The 16224-nt window shown below is 59.8% G+C and carries 20 protein-coding genes and 1 other RNA gene; 12 read left to right on the forward strand and 9 right to left on the reverse strand.

Going from position 1 to position 16224, the window contains the following annotated elements:
* The first annotated feature begins 155 nt into the window (after nucleotides 1–155).
* The 3 genes from ASD36_RS06230 (at nucleotide 156) to ASD36_RS06240 (ending at nucleotide 1929) form a co-directional block, all read left to right on the forward strand.
* Nucleotides 156–1412, forward strand: coding sequence for an alpha/beta hydrolase (locus ASD36_RS06230; RefSeq protein WP_060501085.1), 1257 nt, complete (start codon nucleotides 156–158; stop codon nucleotides 1410–1412).
* Nucleotides 1413–1538: 126 nt separating this feature from the next.
* Complete coding sequence (locus tag ASD36_RS06235; RefSeq protein ID WP_347360118.1) at nucleotides 1539–1736, forward strand: hypothetical protein; 198 nt, start codon at nucleotides 1539–1541, stop codon at nucleotides 1734–1736.
* A 10-nt stretch (nucleotides 1737–1746) separates the two neighbouring features.
* Nucleotides 1747–1929: a hypothetical protein gene (locus tag ASD36_RS06240; protein ID WP_060501089.1), complete on the forward strand. Its 183-nt coding sequence runs from the start codon at nucleotides 1747–1749 to the stop codon at nucleotides 1927–1929.
* A 136-nt stretch (nucleotides 1930–2065) separates the two neighbouring features.
* On the opposite strand, the gene ASD36_RS06245 is transcribed toward ASD36_RS06240, so the two are convergent.
* Together ASD36_RS06245 and ASD36_RS06250 are read right to left on the reverse strand one after the other, a co-directional pair.
* On the reverse strand, nucleotides 2066–2323 hold the full coding sequence (locus ASD36_RS06245) for a BON domain-containing protein (protein ID WP_060501091.1): 258 nt from the start codon (nucleotides 2321–2323) through the stop codon (nucleotides 2066–2068).
* Between the two features lie 76 nt (nucleotides 2324–2399).
* Complete coding sequence (locus tag ASD36_RS06250) at nucleotides 2400–2654, reverse strand: DUF982 domain-containing protein (protein WP_060501093.1); 255 nt, start codon at nucleotides 2652–2654, stop codon at nucleotides 2400–2402.
* 140 nt (nucleotides 2655–2794) lie between these two features.
* Here ASD36_RS06250 and ASD36_RS06255 point away from each other — a divergent pair, with 140 nt between their 5' ends.
* Nucleotides 2795–3739 carry an AEC family transporter gene (locus tag ASD36_RS06255; protein ID WP_060501436.1) on the forward strand — a complete coding sequence of 315 codons (945 nt, stop codon included), beginning with the start codon at nucleotides 2795–2797 and terminating at the stop codon, nucleotides 3737–3739.
* Between the two features lie 96 nt (nucleotides 3740–3835).
* Here ASD36_RS06255 and ASD36_RS06260 read toward each other — a convergent pair whose 3' ends face one another.
* Nucleotides 3836–4534, reverse strand: a complete 699-nt coding sequence (locus tag ASD36_RS06260) for a cytochrome c family protein (RefSeq protein WP_060501095.1) — start codon at nucleotides 4532–4534, stop codon at nucleotides 3836–3838.
* Between the two features lie 157 nt (nucleotides 4535–4691).
* Here ASD36_RS06260 and ASD36_RS06265 point away from each other — a divergent pair, with 157 nt between their 5' ends.
* From ASD36_RS06265 to ASD36_RS06275, 3 genes are all read left to right on the forward strand, one after another.
* Nucleotides 4692–5444, forward strand: a complete 753-nt coding sequence (locus ASD36_RS06265; RefSeq protein WP_060501096.1) for a 3-deoxy-manno-octulosonate cytidylyltransferase — start codon at nucleotides 4692–4694, stop codon at nucleotides 5442–5444.
* Nucleotides 5445–5456: 12 nt separating this feature from the next.
* Nucleotides 5457–6311, forward strand: a complete 855-nt coding sequence (locus tag ASD36_RS06270) for a prephenate dehydratase (protein ID WP_060501438.1) — start codon at nucleotides 5457–5459, stop codon at nucleotides 6309–6311.
* Between the two features lie 155 nt (nucleotides 6312–6466).
* Entirely contained in the window at nucleotides 6467–7543 is a 1077-nt protein-coding gene (locus tag ASD36_RS06275) for a porin (protein ID WP_060501098.1), read from the forward strand.
* A gap of 57 nt (nucleotides 7544–7600) precedes the next feature.
* Here ASD36_RS06275 and nudC read toward each other — a convergent pair whose 3' ends face one another.
* Together nudC and ASD36_RS06285 are read right to left on the reverse strand one after the other, a co-directional pair.
* Complete coding sequence (nudC, locus tag ASD36_RS06280) at nucleotides 7601–8575, reverse strand: NAD(+) diphosphatase (RefSeq protein WP_060501100.1); 975 nt, start codon at nucleotides 8573–8575, stop codon at nucleotides 7601–7603.
* Between the two features lie 2 nt (nucleotides 8576–8577).
* On the reverse strand, nucleotides 8578–8982 hold the full coding sequence (locus ASD36_RS06285; RefSeq protein ID WP_112834706.1) for an HIT family protein: 405 nt from the start codon (nucleotides 8980–8982) through the stop codon (nucleotides 8578–8580).
* A 104-nt stretch (nucleotides 8983–9086) separates the two neighbouring features.
* Between ASD36_RS06285 and ffs the strand changes: the two genes are divergently transcribed.
* The 3 genes from ffs to ASD36_RS06300 all read left to right on the forward strand — a co-directional run bounded on the left by ffs (nucleotide 9087) and on the right by ASD36_RS06300 (nucleotide 11494).
* An RNA gene (gene ffs / locus ASD36_RS06290) (signal recognition particle sRNA small type) lies at nucleotides 9087–9183 on the forward strand.
* 68 nt (nucleotides 9184–9251) lie between these two features.
* Nucleotides 9252–11132, forward strand: a complete 1881-nt coding sequence (locus tag ASD36_RS06295; protein ID WP_060501102.1) for a DNA polymerase III subunit gamma/tau — start codon at nucleotides 9252–9254, stop codon at nucleotides 11130–11132.
* A gap of 38 nt (nucleotides 11133–11170) precedes the next feature.
* Complete coding sequence (locus tag ASD36_RS06300; RefSeq protein ID WP_060501442.1) at nucleotides 11171–11494, forward strand: YbaB/EbfC family nucleoid-associated protein; 324 nt, start codon at nucleotides 11171–11173, stop codon at nucleotides 11492–11494.
* Between the two features lie 15 nt (nucleotides 11495–11509).
* On the opposite strand, the gene ASD36_RS06305 is transcribed toward ASD36_RS06300, so the two are convergent.
* Both ASD36_RS06305 and ASD36_RS06310 read right to left on the reverse strand, forming a co-directional pair.
* Nucleotides 11510–12352, reverse strand: a complete 843-nt coding sequence (locus tag ASD36_RS06305; RefSeq protein WP_060501104.1) for a DUF2865 domain-containing protein — start codon at nucleotides 12350–12352, stop codon at nucleotides 11510–11512.
* A gap of 249 nt (nucleotides 12353–12601) precedes the next feature.
* Nucleotides 12602–13213 (reverse strand): MOSC domain-containing protein, encoded by a 612-nt coding sequence (locus ASD36_RS06310; RefSeq protein WP_060501106.1) that lies wholly within the window; start codon nucleotides 13211–13213, stop codon nucleotides 12602–12604.
* 58 nt (nucleotides 13214–13271) lie between these two features.
* Here ASD36_RS06310 and recR point away from each other — a divergent pair, with 58 nt between their 5' ends.
* Together recR and ASD36_RS06320 are read left to right on the forward strand one after the other, a co-directional pair.
* The gene (gene recR / locus ASD36_RS06315; RefSeq protein ID WP_060501108.1) at nucleotides 13272–13877 is read left to right on the forward strand and encodes a recombination mediator RecR; all 606 of its coding nucleotides are present in this window, start codon (nucleotides 13272–13274) and stop codon (nucleotides 13875–13877) included.
* A gap of 227 nt (nucleotides 13878–14104) precedes the next feature.
* The gene (locus tag ASD36_RS06320) at nucleotides 14105–15325 is read left to right on the forward strand and encodes a lytic murein transglycosylase (protein WP_060501444.1); all 1221 of its coding nucleotides are present in this window, start codon (nucleotides 14105–14107) and stop codon (nucleotides 15323–15325) included.
* Nucleotides 15326–15362: 37 nt separating this feature from the next.
* On the opposite strand, the gene ASD36_RS06325 is transcribed toward ASD36_RS06320, so the two are convergent.
* Together ASD36_RS06325 and ASD36_RS06330 are read right to left on the reverse strand one after the other, a co-directional pair.
* Complete coding sequence (locus tag ASD36_RS06325; RefSeq protein ID WP_060501110.1) at nucleotides 15363–15797, reverse strand: SRPBCC domain-containing protein; 435 nt, start codon at nucleotides 15795–15797, stop codon at nucleotides 15363–15365.
* A complete protein-coding gene (locus ASD36_RS06330; RefSeq protein WP_060501112.1) occupies nucleotides 15784–16125 on the reverse strand; it encodes a metalloregulator ArsR/SmtB family transcription factor in 342 nt (113 codons plus the stop codon). The genes ASD36_RS06325 and ASD36_RS06330 overlap by 14 nt, the downstream gene beginning before the upstream one ends.
* Nucleotides 16126–16224 lie beyond the last annotated feature (99 nt).

Raw genomic sequence — 16224 nt, forward strand, 5'->3', positions numbered from 1 at the left:
CCTGTGTCATGGATCAGCTGGACCGCCCAAGTTGTCCTGTTCAGTCTTGACGGCGAGAGCCGACTGTGGACTGAGTTGAAGTCACAATTCCAGGCTGCCTTGTCAAATCTTGTGTTCTTGTCGGAAGCGTATCCATGACCTCTGTACTAATCGGCATGCCTGTTACGTCTTCATCCCGGGGTTTCCTCGGGCGCGTGACCATCACCCTGTCTCTGGTTGCAACGCTTACCGCCTGCGGTGGCCACGCTAAAGGCGTTATGCAGCCGCTCAATCTGGCTGCCGAGCCCAAGGGCAACGCTGTCGTGGATATGCTGGTGGCAACCAGCCGGCTTCCATCTGACGATCCGGCAACGCTATTTACCGGGGAACGCAGCCCGCACCCAACGATCACGGACGTTGCCGTTTCCATTCCATCCGACAAGGTTCGCGCCTCCGGAACAGTGCAATGGCCGAAGAAGCTACCGCCGAATCCGGAGACTGACTTTGCCGTCGTGCGCGTCAAGCCACTGGAAACTATTGAGGATGGACATGAATGGGTGCGCAAGCACTCCAACGGCGGCCATGCGATGGTCTTCATCCATGGCTTCAACAATACCTATGAGGATTCGGTCTTCCGTTTTGCTCAGATCGTCCATGATTCCGGCGCGAACGTGACGCCTGTCCTTTTCACATGGCCGTCCCGTGCCAAGGTGTTCGACTACAATTACGACAAGGAAAGCACAAACTACTCACGCACCTCGCTGGAAAACACGCTGAAGGCACTGGTCGCGGACAAAAACATCAAGGACATCACCATCCTTGCCCACTCGATGGGAACCTGGCTGGCGATGGAATCAATCCGCCAAATGGCGATCCGCGACGGTGGTCTTCCGAAGAAGATTGAAAACATCGTTCTCGCCTCTCCGGATATCGATGTCGACGTCTTCTCAAGGCAATGGACCGAGCTCGGCGCAAACAAACCCAATTTCACCATCTTCGTCTCGCAGGATGATCGGGCTCTGGCGCTGTCGCGCTATATTTCCGGCGATGTGCAGCGGCTCGGACAGATCAATCCGGCGGAAGAACCCTACAAGACCAAACTTGAAGAGGCCGGCATCACGGTGGTCGATCTGACGAAGGTGAAATCCACCGATCGCCTCAATCACGGGAAATTTGCCGAGAGTCCCGAGATCGTTCAGCTCATCGGCCAGCGGCTGGTGACCGGTCAGACCCTGACGGATTCCGATGTCGGCATTGGGGACGGCATCACGGCAATCGTAGCCGGTACGGTAAACACCGTGGGCAAGGTCGCCGCAACGACCGTTGCTACACCGGTCGATCTTATTTCCGGAAACCTGACGACACCTCCGAAGAAAAAGAAAAAGGCGGATGTCGGTGGGAATTTGCAGAGTGAAAAAGCTCCCTTGAACTAGGAACAGCGGCCCTCTCGGCCGGACATATTTGCACTCCTTCGCGAAACAGTTTGATGTCCGACTTCCGGAGCAAACTCTTTTTGGAACCATCCACCGCCGGGCATCGTTTTACTCCGACAAAGGAGAATGATCATGCCGACAACAATCCTCGTGCCAGAAGACGACGGCCCGCGCGGACCGCAATCCAGCCCCGGACTTCCTGATCGTTCCCAGGAGAAACCTGTAGCGCCGCCAGTGATCGATAAGGGCGACACGAAAAATCCCAACGACCCCGTGTTGAATCCCGCCCTTTTGCCGGCCGGCGACCCCGCTGGCATGGCGTGAGGACGCTTTGATGTCCACCGACGATAGCAACGTAACACCGGAGCAGAAGAAGCCCCGCGATGTTCACCGGCCGCCGGGCAAGCCTTCGCATGCCGACGAAAAATCAAAAGCGCCGCCGATGATCCAACCGGCGGGTAGCAAGGACGAAAGCGAAAGACCGGTAGTCAACCCGGTAACCGGTGGCGCGCTCTGAGCACAATTTCATCTAACCGTCAGCGAAAACGAGACACCGGCTGCCGATCGCGAGCCGGCTTTTATGCGCCTAAGGAATTCCCGGAACATGCCAGGTTTCCTCGGCAAAGCCGGTCACCGGCGCTGAAAACACCCGCTCAACGTTGCATCACCTCGACCGTATTCTCGACGAGGTGCACGCCGATTACGGACGCGGCCGCCTGCTCGATGCAGCCGACTTCGGCTGCACAGGACACGTAGCCACTGAGAATAACCGTGCGACCCACAGCCATTACAGACAGGCCCGACGTATCAATCAGCACCGAGTACTGAATATAGCGCATGACCTTGCTGGCCAGTTCGTCATCGGTAAGGTCCGAATGATCATCCTGGTGAATGTAGATCTGCTTGTGCATGGCAATTGTCCTTCCGGGGGGACAACGCGAGCTTTTCCCGAATGTTCCGCTTTTTGAAGAACTCTCGAAAGGGTCTTCAGGCGCCCGGCTGCACATGAATGAAGGCCTCGACGGCCGCAGCGATGAAGTCCTGACGGGCATAGTCCACCGGCTGCTCGCCGCGTAAAACATAGCGGCACGTCTGGACCGCCGCCTTATAGGCCGTACCGTCATGAACCGGCCACTTGTCGAGAAGGCATTGCGCTGCTTCGCGCGTGTTACGAATGACGCGGTAACGTCCTATCCCGTCGAGTTCGAGAATGACCGGGTCCTGCCACCATTTTTCAATCATCTGGCAACCTCCTTCTGCACTCTGGCACATGAGGCTTGCGTGAAGTATGCGCCTCATCCGATAGTTGCACCGTGCCGGGTTGCGACAGCCGGGTGAATGGGTCTATGGCGAACATTCACTTTGCCAAGAGGCTACGCCTGATGTCCGATGTCTTCCTGAATGTCGTGCCGATTTTCGTCCTGATCCTGCTCGGCTGGCTGATCGTCCGGATGAATTACCTGAAGGCATCCGTGGGAGACGCGCTCGGCGATTTCGTGTTCCGGGTCGCGGTGCCAGTTCTGTTGTTCCGCACCATTGCCGAAGCCGATTTCAAGGATGGCTCGCCTTGGCCGCTCTGGGTTGCTTACTTCTCCGGTGTCGCCGTGACATGGACGCTGGGGCATTTTGCAGCGACGCTGTTTTTCAAGAAGGATGCGCGCATTGGCGTGCTGGCCGGAGTTTCCTCCGCCTTTGCCAATACAGTTTTCATCGGCCTGCCGCTGGTCTCGCGCAGCGTCGGTGAGGAAGGAGTCGTCGCCTTGTCCATTCTGCTGTCGGTGCATCTGCCTGTCATGATGATCGCCGGAACGGTCCTGATGGAGCGAGCCGAACGCAAGACCAGCGGCAAGCCGGGGCAGAGCCCGCTCAAGCTCCTCAAAGGCATATTGCGTAATCTTGCGCGCAATCCCCTGGTCATCGGGCTGGCGCTTGGGGCGCTGTTTCACCTCACCGGCATGCCGCTCGACGGCCCGGTCAAGGTCGTTGTCGATCAATTGGCAGGCGTGGCCGCCCCGGCGGCTCTGATCTCGATCGGCATGGCGGTCGACAAATACGGCCTCGCCGGCAATACCGGCCTTGCCTCGGTCACCAGCACGCTGAAGCTGATCGTCCTGCCAGCAGCGGTCTACGGCGCCTGCCAGCTGCTCGGGCTCAACAGCAACTGGACGGCAGCACTGGTGCTGACCTCATCGGTACCCACCGGTGTCAATGCCTGGCTGATTGCCAATCATTTCAACGTCGGTCACGGCCTTGCATCATCGACGATCACCATCACCACCGCACTCGGCGTCATCTCTGTTTCTGCCTGGGCCTATATCCTGCTTTAGCGGCAGCGGCCCTACCGGGCCGAGAAACCTCTGACATGAAAAAGCCCGGCGCATCGGCCGGGCTTTGTTCAATCTACTGCTGCCCTGGACATGCCCTTATGGCGCAGGCGCGGTCTCGGTAGCAGGCTTCGTTGCCTCACCTTCAGTTGCCGGCTTTGCAGCTTCGGCTTCCGTTGCAGGCTTGGCGGCCTCGGCTTCGGCAGCCGGCTTTGCAGCTTCGCCTTCAGCGGCAGGCGCTGCTGCAGCGGTTGCGGACGGCAGCGCCACCGGCGTATCGGCATGCTCACGCAGCCAGGCAATCAGGTTGGCGCGCTCATCCGGCTTCTTGACGCCGGCAAAGCCCATCGCGGTGCCGGGAACGTGCTTCTTCGGCGCTTCGATGAAGAAGCTCAGGTGATCGTAGGTCCAGGTCTTGTTGGATTCGGCAAATGTCTTCATGCCCGCCGAATAGGCAAAGCCTTCATGCGAAGCGATCGGACGTTCGACAAGACCCCACAGGTTAGGACCAACCTTGTTGGCCCCTCCCTTATCTACGGTGTGACAGCTTGCGCATTTCTTGAAGACGGTCTCGCCGGCCGATGCATCGGCCGTTGCCAGCAGCGGCTTGATATCCACTTCGACCTCTGCCGTGGCGCCAGCGCCAGCTTCCGAACCGCCCTCTTCGGCGATGATGGCGAAACCTTCCTTCTCGGGAACTTCCGAATGGAAGATGCCTTCCGATGCAATCGACACGGACATCAAAACAAAGACCGTACCGAGCAAGGCACCCACGCCCATGTTTACATATGAGTTCATCCGCAAATGCTCCCCTTGCAACCGGCGCGAACAAAACGCCAGCCTCTCTTGAAATCGCGCGGAACCTATGTCTTTTGGCTTTGCGTTGCAACAGACATTATAAGCCCCGGTCTTGAGTCCTTTTGACACTTTTCCGGCACGTTTTGAAGGCCTAAGCATGAACAGCGACAATTTGGACAAAACCCTGATTCTGATCCCTGCGCGCATGGCCTCGACGCGGCTGCCGGGCAAGCCACTGGCCGACATCTGCGGCCTGCCGATGATCGTCCAGGTCGCCATGCGAGCGAAGGACGCGCAAGCCGGCCGGATCGTTGTCGCCGTCGATCATCAGGACGTGTTCGATGCTGTGACCGCTGCAGGTTTCGAGGCAGTCATGACCCGCATCGACCATCAGTCCGGCTCAGACCGCATCCACGAGGCGCTGTTGAAAAGCGACCCGGAGCGCAAGGCCGAGATCGTCATCAATGTGCAAGGCGATCTGCCGACCATCGAACCGGAAACCATTCGCGCTGCGCTCCGGCCGCTGGAAAACCCGGATGTCGATATCGCCACGCTGACTGTCGAGATCGAAGACGAGGACGAAAAGACCAATCCCAACGTCGTGAAGGTTGTCGGATCGCCGCTGTCGCAGACGCGGCTGAAGGCGCTCTATTTCACCCGCGCTACCGCGCCGCATGGCAACGGCCCGCTCTACCATCACATCGGTCTCTACGCCTACAGGCGTGTCGCGCTCGAAAAATTCGTCTCGCTGCCGCCTTCAACGCTGGAAAAGCGCGAATCGTTGGAGCAGTTGCGGGCGCTTGAGGCCGGCATGCGCATCGATGCAGAGATCGTCAAATCGATACCGCTTGGGGTCGACACCCCCGCCGACCTGGAAAAGGCCCGGCGTTTTCTTTCTGTCAAAGCCTGATTGGACATTGCGATGATCACCAAGACGAACAGGATTTCCTTTCAGGGCGACTACGGCGCCAATTCCGACATGGCCTGCCGCGACATGTTCCCGGACATGGAACCGTTGCCCTGCCAGACCTTCGAGGATGCTTTTCTGGCAGTCGAGAACGGTGAAGCCGACCTCGCGATGATCCCGATCGAGAACACGATCGCGGGCCGCGTCGCCGACATCCATCATCTCCTGCCCGAATCCCGGCTGCATATCATCGGCGAGTATTTCATGCCGATCCGCTTCCAGCTGATGGTGCTTCCGGGTGTCTCGCGCGACGAGATCCGCACCGTGCATAGCCATATCCATGCGCTTGGCCAGTGCCGCAAGATCGTGCGGGCCAATGGCTGGAAGCCGGTGGTCGCGGGCGATACCGCCGGCGCGGCCAAGCTTGTGTCCGAAATGGGCGACCGGTCGATGGCTGCGCTTGCCCCAAGGCTTGCCGCCGATCTCTACAAGCTGGACATTGTCGCCGAGAATGTCGAGGACACGGAAAACAACGTAACGCGCTTCGTGATCCTTTCGCGTGACCCGAAGCACATCAAGCGGCAGGCGGACAGCGAAGTTATCGTGACCACATTCGTCTTCAATGTCCGTAACATCCCGGCCGCTCTCTACAAGGCGCTCGGCGGCTTTGCCACCAACAGCATCAACATGACCAAGCTGGAAAGCTATCAGCTCGGCGGCAAATTCATTGCCACCCAGTTTTATGCCGATATCGAGGGGCATCCGGACGACGCGAATGTCCGCCAAGCGTTGGACGAGTTGCGGTATTTCTCCGAAAAGGTTCGGATACTGGGTTCCTATGCAGCCCATCCAATGCGCTTGGTTCTGTAAATACCCCCCGAGAATTAGCGGCTGGAAATGAAAGCGAAAACGTGATTGTTTTGTGGCGAACTTGTTCGTCGCATGGCGCGCTGTCTGATTCGAAGCCCGCCATGCCTTCCCGGTAACGACAGGCGCCCCAAGCAAAGGCGCGGCAAAGGTCGATAATGGCAATCAGAACTCTTCTTCTCTGCTCTTCCGCCGCTTTGATGATCTCCACCGGGGCGCAGGCCGCCGATGCCATCGTCGCCGCCGAACCAGAACCCATGGAATATGTTCGCGTTTGCGAGGCTTTCGGGAAAGGCTATTTCTATATTCCCGGAACCGAAACCTGCCTGAAGATCGGCGGCTACGTCCGCTTCGATTCCAACTATGGTGAAAGCCCCTATTCGGGCGAGAGCAACGGCTGGGATGCCTTCACCCGCGGCACGCTGACGTTTGATGCGAAGTCCGACACAGAATACGGAACTCTGGAAAGTTTCATCGAACTGCGCAGCGACGCAAACAACATCAACGATGTCGATACCTATCTCAATGCCGCGTTCATCCAGATTGCTGGCTTTCGTGCCGGCTACGGCGACTCGCGCTACGATATCTGGCTGAACTCCGCGGGCAATATCATCAACGACGATGTGATCGACTATACGGGCGACCGGACGAACCAGATCAGCTATGTCTATGGCGGCGATATCGGCTTTTCCGCCCTGATCGGCCTGGAAGAAGGGGCCGGCAGCTACGATACCGGCTTTGCTCCCGAACCCACGGGCTTGTATCACGGCCATGACTTTCCGCACATCATCGGCGGTCTGCGTTATTTCCAGAATGAAGGCACAGGCATCGCCTTCATCGGCGGTTACGATACCAACGCCGAGGCTTTCGGCGGCAAGATTCGCATCGATGTCGCTTTCAACGATGTGTTTTCCGCCTGGGTGATGGGCGGCTACCAGTCAGATTGGGACAATGACAAGGGTCCCGGCGGCACACGACGGCTGAATTATTACGGCCCGTGGCTCGGTGACTGGGCCGTATGGGGTGGCTTTGCTGCCAACTTGACGGACAAGGCTTCGCTGAACGTCCAGGGTGCCTACGAGGATGACGGTACATTCGCGGCCGCTCTGAACATCGATTACGCGGTTGTGGAGGGCCTGAAATTCCAGCCTGAAATCAACTACACCGAGTTCGACGGCGAGCGCGGCCATGGCAGCGCCATTGGCGGCACGATCCGTCTGCAACGCAACTTCTGATTCGAGTTATGAAATTGAGACCGCCGGCGTCCGCGATCAGCGGGCGCCGACTGCGTTTCAGCGCGGCCAGTCCAGCCAGTCGCGCATCAGCTGGTGAGCGATAGCGCCCTTCGGCGGCGGCCCCAACTCCCCTGCCGCCAGCGTCACGCCGGTATTGCGTGCCAGCATCGCGGCCGTTTCGTCGCGCGTGAACCAGCGGCAGTCTTCCAGTTCCTGATCATCGGCATGAATATCGCGGGATTTGGCCTCCGCATAACAACCGATCATCAGCGTATGCGGCATCGGCCAGGGCTGCGAGGCGTGATAGCGCACGCGGCCAACGCGAATGCCGGACTCCTCCAGCGTCTCGCGCCGGACAGCGTTTTCGATGGTCTCGCCCGGCTCGACGAAGCCCGCGAGACAGGAATACATGCCTTCGGGAAAATGCGGGCTGCGGCCCAGCAGGCAGAGGTCACGCTCCAGATCGATCGTCAGCATGATGACGACAGGATCGGTGCGCGGGAAGACCATGTGCTTGCAGGCGCTGCAGACGCGCCGGTAGCCACCGGCCTTGCCTTCCATCACCGAGCCGCATTTGCCACAAAAGCGATTGGTGGCGTTCCAGGTGAGCAGGCTTGAGGCCTGCGCAAACTGGCCAAGCAGCTCGTCCGTCAGCATCTGCTGGCGATAGAGTGTGCGGCCATCGGCGAGTTTGAAGGGTTCCGGCAGCGTCTCTTCGGTGAGGCTGATGGGAACCGCCAGACGCGGCTCACCGTTGGGCAGGAAACCGAGCAGGATGGCATCGTCGAGAACCGGTTCCAGACCGGCCAGTTCATAGGGGGCAAACAGCGGGTCGATGATTTTTTCGTCATGCTTGACGACCAGTTTGCCGCTGGAGAAAGCAAAGACATGAGCGCCGTCCTTGCGGAAAGCCACTTCGACGCAATCGTCGGGACGATGTTCCGATTGTCTGTCCAGGTGATTTTCGGAAAAGGCGACGAGCGTGCTCGGCTCGGGATGCGGGCTGTGCAGATCGAAGATCGATTTCGTCATGGTCAGAGATTTTCCACTATCCGTGCTGCGAATGCCTTGCGCGCCTCGCCGTCCCAGGGTTCAGCCGAACCAAAGCCCCAGACCGGCCCCGGCCAATTGGCATCACCCTCGTTGCGGGCAATGACATGAACATGAAGCTGACGGACGATATTGCCAAGAGCGCCGACATTGATCTTCGCTGCCCCTGTCGCTTTTTTCAATGCGGCTGCCACCATGTTGGTTTCGAAAGTCAGCATCGCCTGATCGAGCGGCGTCAGATCGAAGATTTCCGACACGCCATCACGCTGCGGAATGAGCACAAGCCACGGCCAGCGGCAGTCATTGTTGATCCGCAACTGGCAAAGGCCGAGCGTCGTGATCAGCAATCCATCGCGCTGAAGGCGTTCATCAATCTCGAAGGCAGGCAAGTGGGTCTCCCGGGAACAGTGATTTTTCTTTTGTTTCAACAACGATAGCAGTTTTTTGAAGGCGTGGCTTGCATTTGGTTTCGATATTGCCGATATGAGAACCGGGAGGTTGGTGGTGGACGAGCCACTCGCCAACCGGGTCAGGTCCGGAAGGAAGCAGCCCCAACGAGCCAGGCACGGGTCATCGTGCCAGCCTCCCACCCTTTTCTTTCTGTCCTTCCTGGACACGATTTGCAGCCAAGCGGCCCCGTCTTGGGGAAAAAAGGGCGATGAGCGAAGATAGTCTGATCCCGGCATCCGAAAAACCCGCCGCCTACCGCGTGCTTGCGCGCAAATACCGGCCCAAGGATTTCTCCGACCTGATGGTCGGCCAGGAACCGATGGTGCGCACGCTCACCAATGCGTTCGAGACAGGCCGGATCGCGCAGGCCTATATGCTGACCGGCGTTCGTGGGGTCGGCAAGACCACCACCGCCCGCATCCTTGCCCGTGCGCTGAACTACAAGACGCCCGAGATCGACAAGCCGACGATCGACCTGCGCATTCCCGGCGAGCACTGCCAGGCGATCATGGAAGGCCGCCATGTCGACGTGATCGAGATGGACGCCGCCTCGCATACCGGTATCGACGATATCCGCGAGATCATCGAGCAGGTGCGCTACCGTCCGGTTTCGGCACGCTACAAAGTCTATATCATCGACGAAGTGCACATGCTCTCGACCCAGGCCTTCAACGGCCTGTTGAAGACGCTCGAAGAGCCGCCGGAGCATGTGAAGTTCATCTTCGCCACCACCGAAATCCGAAAAGTTCCGATCACGGTCCTGTCGCGCTGCCAGCGCTTTGACCTGCGCCGCATCGGCGCGTCCGATCTCGTCGGCCTGTTCACCACCATTCTCGGCAAGGAAGGCATTTCGGCCGATCCGGATGCCATGGCGATGATTGCCCGCGCTGCCGAAGGCTCGGCGCGCGACGGCCTGTCGCTGCTCGACCAGGCCATCGCCCATGGTGGCGGCGTGGTCGAGGTCGAAGCCGTGCGCTCGATGCTCGGCCTTGCCGACCGCGCCCGCATCGTCGATCTCTTCCAGCACATCGTCAAAGGCGACGTGGCTGCCGCCCTCAATGAATTTGCCGGGCAATACGAGGCGGGCGCCAGCCCTTCCGTGGTGCTGACCGACCTCGCCGACTTCACCCATCTTGTCACCCGGCTGAAATATGTTCCCGATGCAGTCGACGATCAGTCGCTGAGCGAAATCGAGCGCACCCGGGGCGCGGAATTTTCGTCCGGCATCGCCGTGACCACGCTGTCGCGCATCTGGCAGATGCTGTTGAAGGGCATTCCGGAAACGGAAAGCTCGTCGCGCCCGGCCGGTGCCGCCGAGATGGTGCTGATCCGGCTTGCTCATGCCGCCCACCTTCCCTCCCCGGAAGATGCAGCCCGGCGTTTGCTCGAACTTTCCAGCGGCGATGCTCCGCGTCAGCCATCTGCCCCGAACGGCGGCAATGGCGGCGGCGCGCAGGCCTTTGGCGGAAACTCCATCCAGGCGCGTGGCAATGACATGCCGCCGGCGCAGCGGGCAACCGGCAATGGCGCAACCATGCTGCGCGCCGTGCCGGACGTCGCACCACCACAGGCCATGCCTGTCGGACAGATCGAGCAACGGCCCATCGAAGCGCCGGTTGCCAAAGCCGAACCCAAGGTCGCCCTGCGTTCGGTCAGTGACATCGCCGAACTCTGCGGCACAAACCGCGATATCAAGCTGAAAACGCTGGTGCGCGGTTTCGTGCGGCTGGTCAATCTGGAGCCCGGACGGCTGGAAATCAACCTGCCGGAAGACGCGCCGAAGACGCTGGTTGCCGAGCTGCAGAAGAAGCTTGAGGACTGGACCGGCATCCGCTGGATGGTCATCCTCAGCCGCGAGCCCGGCGAGCCGACTCTCCTTGAGGCCGAAACGCGAGCGCAGGAAAAGCGCGTCAGCGACGCACGCCAGGATCCGGACGTTGCCGCCATTCTCGCCAAATTCCCCGGCGCCAAGATCACCGACGTGCGGATCAAGGGACCGGAACCGGAAGAGGAAAACGAGCCGGTGGCCATGGCCGCTGCCGAATCCGCAGATGGCGACATCCTTCCCGGCGACGATATCGAGCACTAGTTTTAGATTTATCGAGACATTCAGAAGAGGACATGACGATGCGCGACATCATGGGCATGATGGGCAAGGTCAAGGAAATGCAGGCCAAGATGGAGAAGATGCAGGAAGAGATTTCTGCGCTTGAAGTCGATGGTTCTTCCGGCGGCGGTCTCGTCACCGTGCGCATGGACGGCAAGGGCAACCTCAAGGGCCTGAAGATCGACCCGTCGCTGTTCAAGGAAGACGATGTCGAAATCCTCGAAGACCTGATCGTTGCCGCTCACAAGGACGGCAAGGACAAGGCGGAAGCCATCACAGCCGAAAAGACCAAGGCGCTGACCGCCGGCCTGCCGATCCCGCCCGGCATGAAGCTGCCTTTCTAGGCGTTTAGCATCGCCTCATTCTTCAGGTAGAAAAGCCGCGCCGACGATGCGGATTTTGCGCGGCGGCGCGGGCACGAAGGTTGTTGTGCCACGAAGGCTGGTATCGCCGAGCAGCGCCACATCCATGACGGCATCTTCTGCCGATTGCGCCGCCTCGACGATCCCGGTGCCTGAAACAGCGGCGCCGGTAACCGGTGTCTTTGCCAGCACTGTCTTGTAGAACCGGTTCATGTCGCAGGTCTTGAGCGGCGATGCCGTCCGGTAGGCTCCGGCATGCGGCAGTTCGGCATACCGTGCACCCGTCGTTACCGAGATCATCTCATCGGTATTCCCAGCACTCGTTATCCTGTAAACATCCATCGCCGGATCATCGCAGATGAATTTGCACTGTGCCGCGATCGCCTCCATATCGCCGGCGGTGTTGTAACCGGAATTGGGTGTCGGAAAAGAATAGCCGTCCGAGAGCCGGACACATCGTGTTTCGATCTTGGCGCTGATCCTTGGCAGAGCGTAGCCTGCCATTACGCCACGGGCCGCAGCCGGAACCGGCCGACGAAGCGGAGCGCGCTCGGCGACGGCCTGCTTCGCGCAAACCTGCTGAGAAACGCCAGACAGAGCGGCCAGGCGGGCGCTCGTTTCCGCGATGCGGCCAGCAATCTCGCGGCAGGCAAAGGTTTTGCTGGCAGCACAGCTATATTTCACCTGGAACGCCCGGTTGGCCGCGATCTGCCGTTGCAGCCGCGAAAATTCGGGACCGCCCGAGGTTCTTGACGCGGAACACTGTCCGGCCTCTGCGCCGCTCACATCGGCCGCCAGCATCAGGAAGGCGGCCGCAACGATCGCGGTCGTTCGTCCCAAGCAATCTGCAGTTCCTGTGAACCCGCTCATGTGGAAAACCCTTGCCACGTTCCAGCCATAGACGCAGCTGTCCCGGCGCCCCTGTCATTGCCAAGTTCGCTGTGTTCTCGCTGTGTCTGTACAGGCATCGACCTCTCGCATCAGGAAAAATGCCCTGCGCGACAAGGGTTCTCATAGGTTGAGGCCGGGTTGAAAGGAAGCGGAACTTCAGCGAATGGTTAAGGTCGCAGGCAGTAGCACGAACGCGGCTCAACCGCTAATCATGGCTCTCAGCTTGTAATGGATCGGCGCCGCGATGTAGCGGGCGCGGTCTTCATCGGAGAGGTTCTTGCCGTATGTGTGCAGCAACTCCGGCATCAGCACCGGCATACCGGAATAGGCGTGATAGGTGACGGCGTCCCCTGCCTGAACGACGCCATCCTTGAGAACGCGGCAATAGAACCCTGGCCGTCCTGCCCTGGCAAAGCGCTTGGCAAAGCCGGGATCGTCCATGCGACCAGCCAATGTGGCGCAGGGGATGCGGGCTGACGTGACCTCAAGCTCGACCGTCTCGATGACAAACCGGTCGCCGACAGAAATCTTGCGGCTATCGGCACCGTCGATCACCAGATTTTCGCCGAAAATTCCCGGTTCCAGAGCGCGGCCAAGTTCCTTCGACCACCAGTCAAGATCGATGGAGCCCAGCGCATAGACGGCCTGATCGACGCCGCCATGGTGTTTGCGATTGCAGATCTTGTCGCCGATCAATCCCTCACGGTCGATCATGATGCCTGCCTCTACCGGATGCTTGAAGATGCCGGTCCGGTAGGATTTACCGGGCAGGATTTCGGCATTGCCGGTGCAGACGGCGACGATTTTCATGGGCGGCACTTTCTTTTCAGCGATTCCGTTCCCGGGAGATATGGAGTAGAACCGCCGCATGGCAAAGCGAGTCACCGGTCCCGAAATTGAAAAACTCATCCAGCTCCTGGCAAAGGTGCCCGGGCTCGGGCCGCGTTCGGCCCGGCGCGCCGCCCTTCATCTGGTCAAGAAGAAGGATCAGCTGTTGGGTCCCTTGGCCGACGCCATGGGCGAAGCCCACCGCAAGGTGCGCATCTGCTCGTGCTGCGGCAATGTCGACACGATCGATCCCTGCAGCGTCTGTTCCGACGACCGGCGCGACAATTCGGTCATCATCGTCGTCGAGGACGTCTCCGACCTCTGGGCGTTGGAGCGCGCCAGCGCGATGAACACGGCCTATCATGTGCTTGGCGGTACGCTGTCGCCGCTCGATGGCGTCGGGCCCGACGACCTGAACATCAAGGGTCTGGTCGAGCGGGTGAGCAAGGGCGGCGTGCGTGAACTGATCATCGCCGTCAACGCCACCGTCGAAGGCCAGACGACAGCCCACTACATTACCGACCAGCTCGACGGCCTCGGCGTCAAGATCACCCGGCTTGCCCACGGCGTGCCGGTGGGCGGCGAACTGGATTATCTGGATGAAGGCACGCTGACAGCGGCCTTGAGGGCGAGGACGGCGATTTGAGGACGCTTTTGAATGTGCCGAGCCCTACCCCTCTCTGTCACAGAGCCGGTCCTCGGGCTTGCCGCAGGCAAGACCCGGAGGTGACATCTCCCCCACAAGGGGGGAGATCATTCTTTTCCCTCGCATCCTCGGTGGTAAGGCGGGCAATAAGTCCGAGGCCAATCTCCCCCCTTGAGGGCGAGATGTCGGCGCCGACAGAGGGGGGTAAGGCGCAGCGAACACTGACGATGATAGTTGCGGCAATCCTCGCACTCTCCCCGATCCCCGTCCTCGCGGCCTCCAAAGCCGAAACCGAATCTCAATTCCGCCAATGGCTGCAGACCGATCTGTGGCCGCAGGCGCAGAAATCGGGCATCTCCGCCGCCGCCTTCAAGGCTGCCTTCACCGATGTGAAGCTCAACTGGGACCTGCCGGACCTTGTGCCTCCAGGCAGCAAGCCACCCGGCGAACAGAAGCAGAGCCAGGCGGAGTTCTCTTCGCCCGGTGCTTATTTTTCCGAACAGCGGCTACAGGGCCTGGCGGCGACCGGCCGCGCCCTTGCCAAGGAAAATGCTGCGACGCTCCGGCGGATCGAGAAGACCTATGGGATTCCAGGTCCGATCGTCGTTGCTATCTGGGGCCGCGAATCCGGCTTCGGCCGGGCGAAAATCCCGCATCCGATTATGGATGTGCTTGCCACTAAGGCCTTCATGTCGACCCGCGGCGATCTGTTCAAGCGCGAGCTGATCGCGGCGCTGCACATTCTCGACAGCGGCGACGTGAAGGAGGCCGACATGCGCGGCTCCTGGGCCGGCGCCATGGGCCAACCACAGTTCCTGCCGACCAGTTTCCTCAAATATGCCGTCGATTTCGATGGCGACGGCCGCCGTGACATCTGGAAATCGACGCCCGATACGCTGGCCTCGATCGCCAATTACCTGTCGAAAAAAGGCTGGCAGCGTGGCCGCGACTGGGGTTTCGAGGTCTATATTCCTGCGAACGTCACTTGCGCGCAGGAAGGCCCAGACCTGGCCAAGCCGATCTCGCAATGGGCATCCGATGGCATCGAACGCGCCTCCGGGAAGGCGTTTCCGGCCAGCGAAGCCAAGGCCGATGGCATGATGCTGGTCCCGGCCGGCCGCCATGGCCCGGAATTCATCGTCACGCCCAACTTCTACGTCATCAAGGAATACAACAACTCCGACCTCTATGCGCTGTTCATCGGCAACCTGGCCGACCGGATCGCCTCGGGTGGCGGCGCTTTCAGGCGTGAGTTCGGCGATGTCGGCAAGATGCTCCGCTCAGACGTCCTGAAGATGCAGAAATCGCTGGAAAAACAGGGCTATGATATAGGCAAGGCCGATGGTCTGGCCGGTTACAAGACCCGGCGCTCGATCGGCGCCTGGCAGGCAAAGAACGGCATCGAGCCGACATGTTTCCCGCAAAAAAGCCTGTTGGGAAAACTATAGCGGGCGAAACCGTGTTCAATTTCGTCCGGCATAATTGTCAGGCGGCGGAGAGGCTGGTTTCGAGCAGATTCAGGATCGCCGTCCAGCCCTGTTCGTGGCCTCGCCGCGCTTCCTCGGATTTGAATTTCACCTGTTTCAGGGTGATTTCCGTCGTGCCGGTATCGACTTCAGCGAGATCGATGGTGACGACGCTGTCGTCGAGCGAGTACGGCGACTCCCAGGTGAAGGCAAGGCGTGAGAACGGGTCTATCTCAAGATAGATTCCCGCATGTGGGATGTCTTTCTCGGCCGTCACCATGACGATCGAGAAACGGCCGCCCTTCACCGGATCGTTCGTGACTTTGGACTGCGCGGCTCCCCCCGAAGGCACCGCCATGAATTTTGCCAGCATCACCGGTGAAAGCCAGGCGTTGAACACTTTTTCGCGCGGTGCCGCGATTGTGCGGCTGACCGTCAGCTCAAGCTCCTTCATTGTCTTCATCCTTTGAAACGAGTAGGTTTTCGAGCGCCGTCAGGCGCAATTCCCAGATGGACTTCAATTGCGCGAACCAGTTTTCTGTCAGCTTCAGCGGATCGAGTTCGGCTGCGATGAAATGCTCGCGGCCCAAGGTCCGGCGGGTGACAAGTCCGGCCTCCTCCAGCACCTTGATGTGTTTGGAGACGGAATTCAGCGACATGTCGAAATGGGCGGCGAGCGCCGTCACTCTCAATGCACCTTCCTGAACAAGCAGCGTCAGGATGCGTCGCCGGGTCGTATCGCCGGCGGCCTTGAGAACCCGTGACAGATCATCTTCGTCCATTCATTCACCCTAACAGTTGAATATACAAAACAAGGGCTATAGTCAACCATACGGGTGAATATTATCAGCTTTCCCGGTTTTTGGACCTGATGGAGCAAG

Origin of the sequence: Rhizobium sp. Root1334 (assembly GCF_001426665.1) — a bacterium.
Lineage (GTDB): Bacteria > Pseudomonadota > Alphaproteobacteria > Rhizobiales > Rhizobiaceae > Pararhizobium.

Bases quoted from the DNA above. Each gene is read 5' to 3' on its own strand.
- ASD36_RS06270 (WP_060501438.1), top strand. From the start codon at position 5,457: ATGATCACCAAGACGAACAGGATTTCCTTTCAGGGCGACTACGGCGCC.
- ASD36_RS06310 (WP_060501106.1), bottom strand. From the start codon at position 13,213: ATGAAAATCGTCGCCGTCTGCACCGGCAATGCCGAAATCCTGCCCGGT.
- ASD36_RS06300 (WP_060501442.1), top strand. From the start codon at position 11,171: ATGCGCGACATCATGGGCATGATGGGCAAGGTCAAGGAAATGCAGGCC.
- ASD36_RS06295 (WP_060501102.1), top strand. From the start codon at position 9,252: ATGAGCGAAGATAGTCTGATCCCGGCATCCGAAAAACCCGCCGCCTAC.
- ASD36_RS06235 (WP_347360118.1), top strand. From the start codon at position 1,539: ATGATCATGCCGACAACAATCCTCGTGCCAGAAGACGACGGCCCGCGC.
- recR (WP_060501108.1), top strand. From the start codon at position 13,272: ATGGCAAAGCGAGTCACCGGTCCCGAAATTGAAAAACTCATCCAGCTC.
- nudC (WP_060501100.1), bottom strand. From the start codon at position 8,575: ATGACGAAATCGATCTTCGATCTGCACAGCCCGCATCCCGAGCCGAGC.
- ASD36_RS06330 (WP_060501112.1), bottom strand. From the start codon at position 16,125: ATGGACGAAGATGATCTGTCACGGGTTCTCAAGGCCGCCGGCGATACG.
- ASD36_RS06245 (WP_060501091.1), bottom strand. From the start codon at position 2,323: ATGCACAAGCAGATCTACATTCACCAGGATGATCATTCGGACCTTACC.
- ASD36_RS06255 (WP_060501436.1), top strand. From the start codon at position 2,795: ATGTCCGATGTCTTCCTGAATGTCGTGCCGATTTTCGTCCTGATCCTG.
- ASD36_RS06230 (WP_060501085.1), top strand. From the start codon at position 156: ATGCCTGTTACGTCTTCATCCCGGGGTTTCCTCGGGCGCGTGACCATC.
- ASD36_RS06320 (WP_060501444.1), top strand. From the start codon at position 14,105: ATGATAGTTGCGGCAATCCTCGCACTCTCCCCGATCCCCGTCCTCGCG.
- ASD36_RS06250 (WP_060501093.1), bottom strand. From the start codon at position 2,654: ATGATTGAAAAATGGTGGCAGGACCCGGTCATTCTCGAACTCGACGGG.
- ASD36_RS06275 (WP_060501098.1), top strand. From the start codon at position 6,467: ATGGCAATCAGAACTCTTCTTCTCTGCTCTTCCGCCGCTTTGATGATC.
- ASD36_RS06265 (WP_060501096.1), top strand. From the start codon at position 4,692: ATGAACAGCGACAATTTGGACAAAACCCTGATTCTGATCCCTGCGCGC.
- ASD36_RS06260 (WP_060501095.1), bottom strand. From the start codon at position 4,534: ATGAACTCATATGTAAACATGGGCGTGGGTGCCTTGCTCGGTACGGTC.
- ASD36_RS06325 (WP_060501110.1), bottom strand. From the start codon at position 15,797: ATGAAGGAGCTTGAGCTGACGGTCAGCCGCACAATCGCGGCACCGCGC.
- ASD36_RS06240 (WP_060501089.1), top strand. From the start codon at position 1,747: ATGTCCACCGACGATAGCAACGTAACACCGGAGCAGAAGAAGCCCCGC.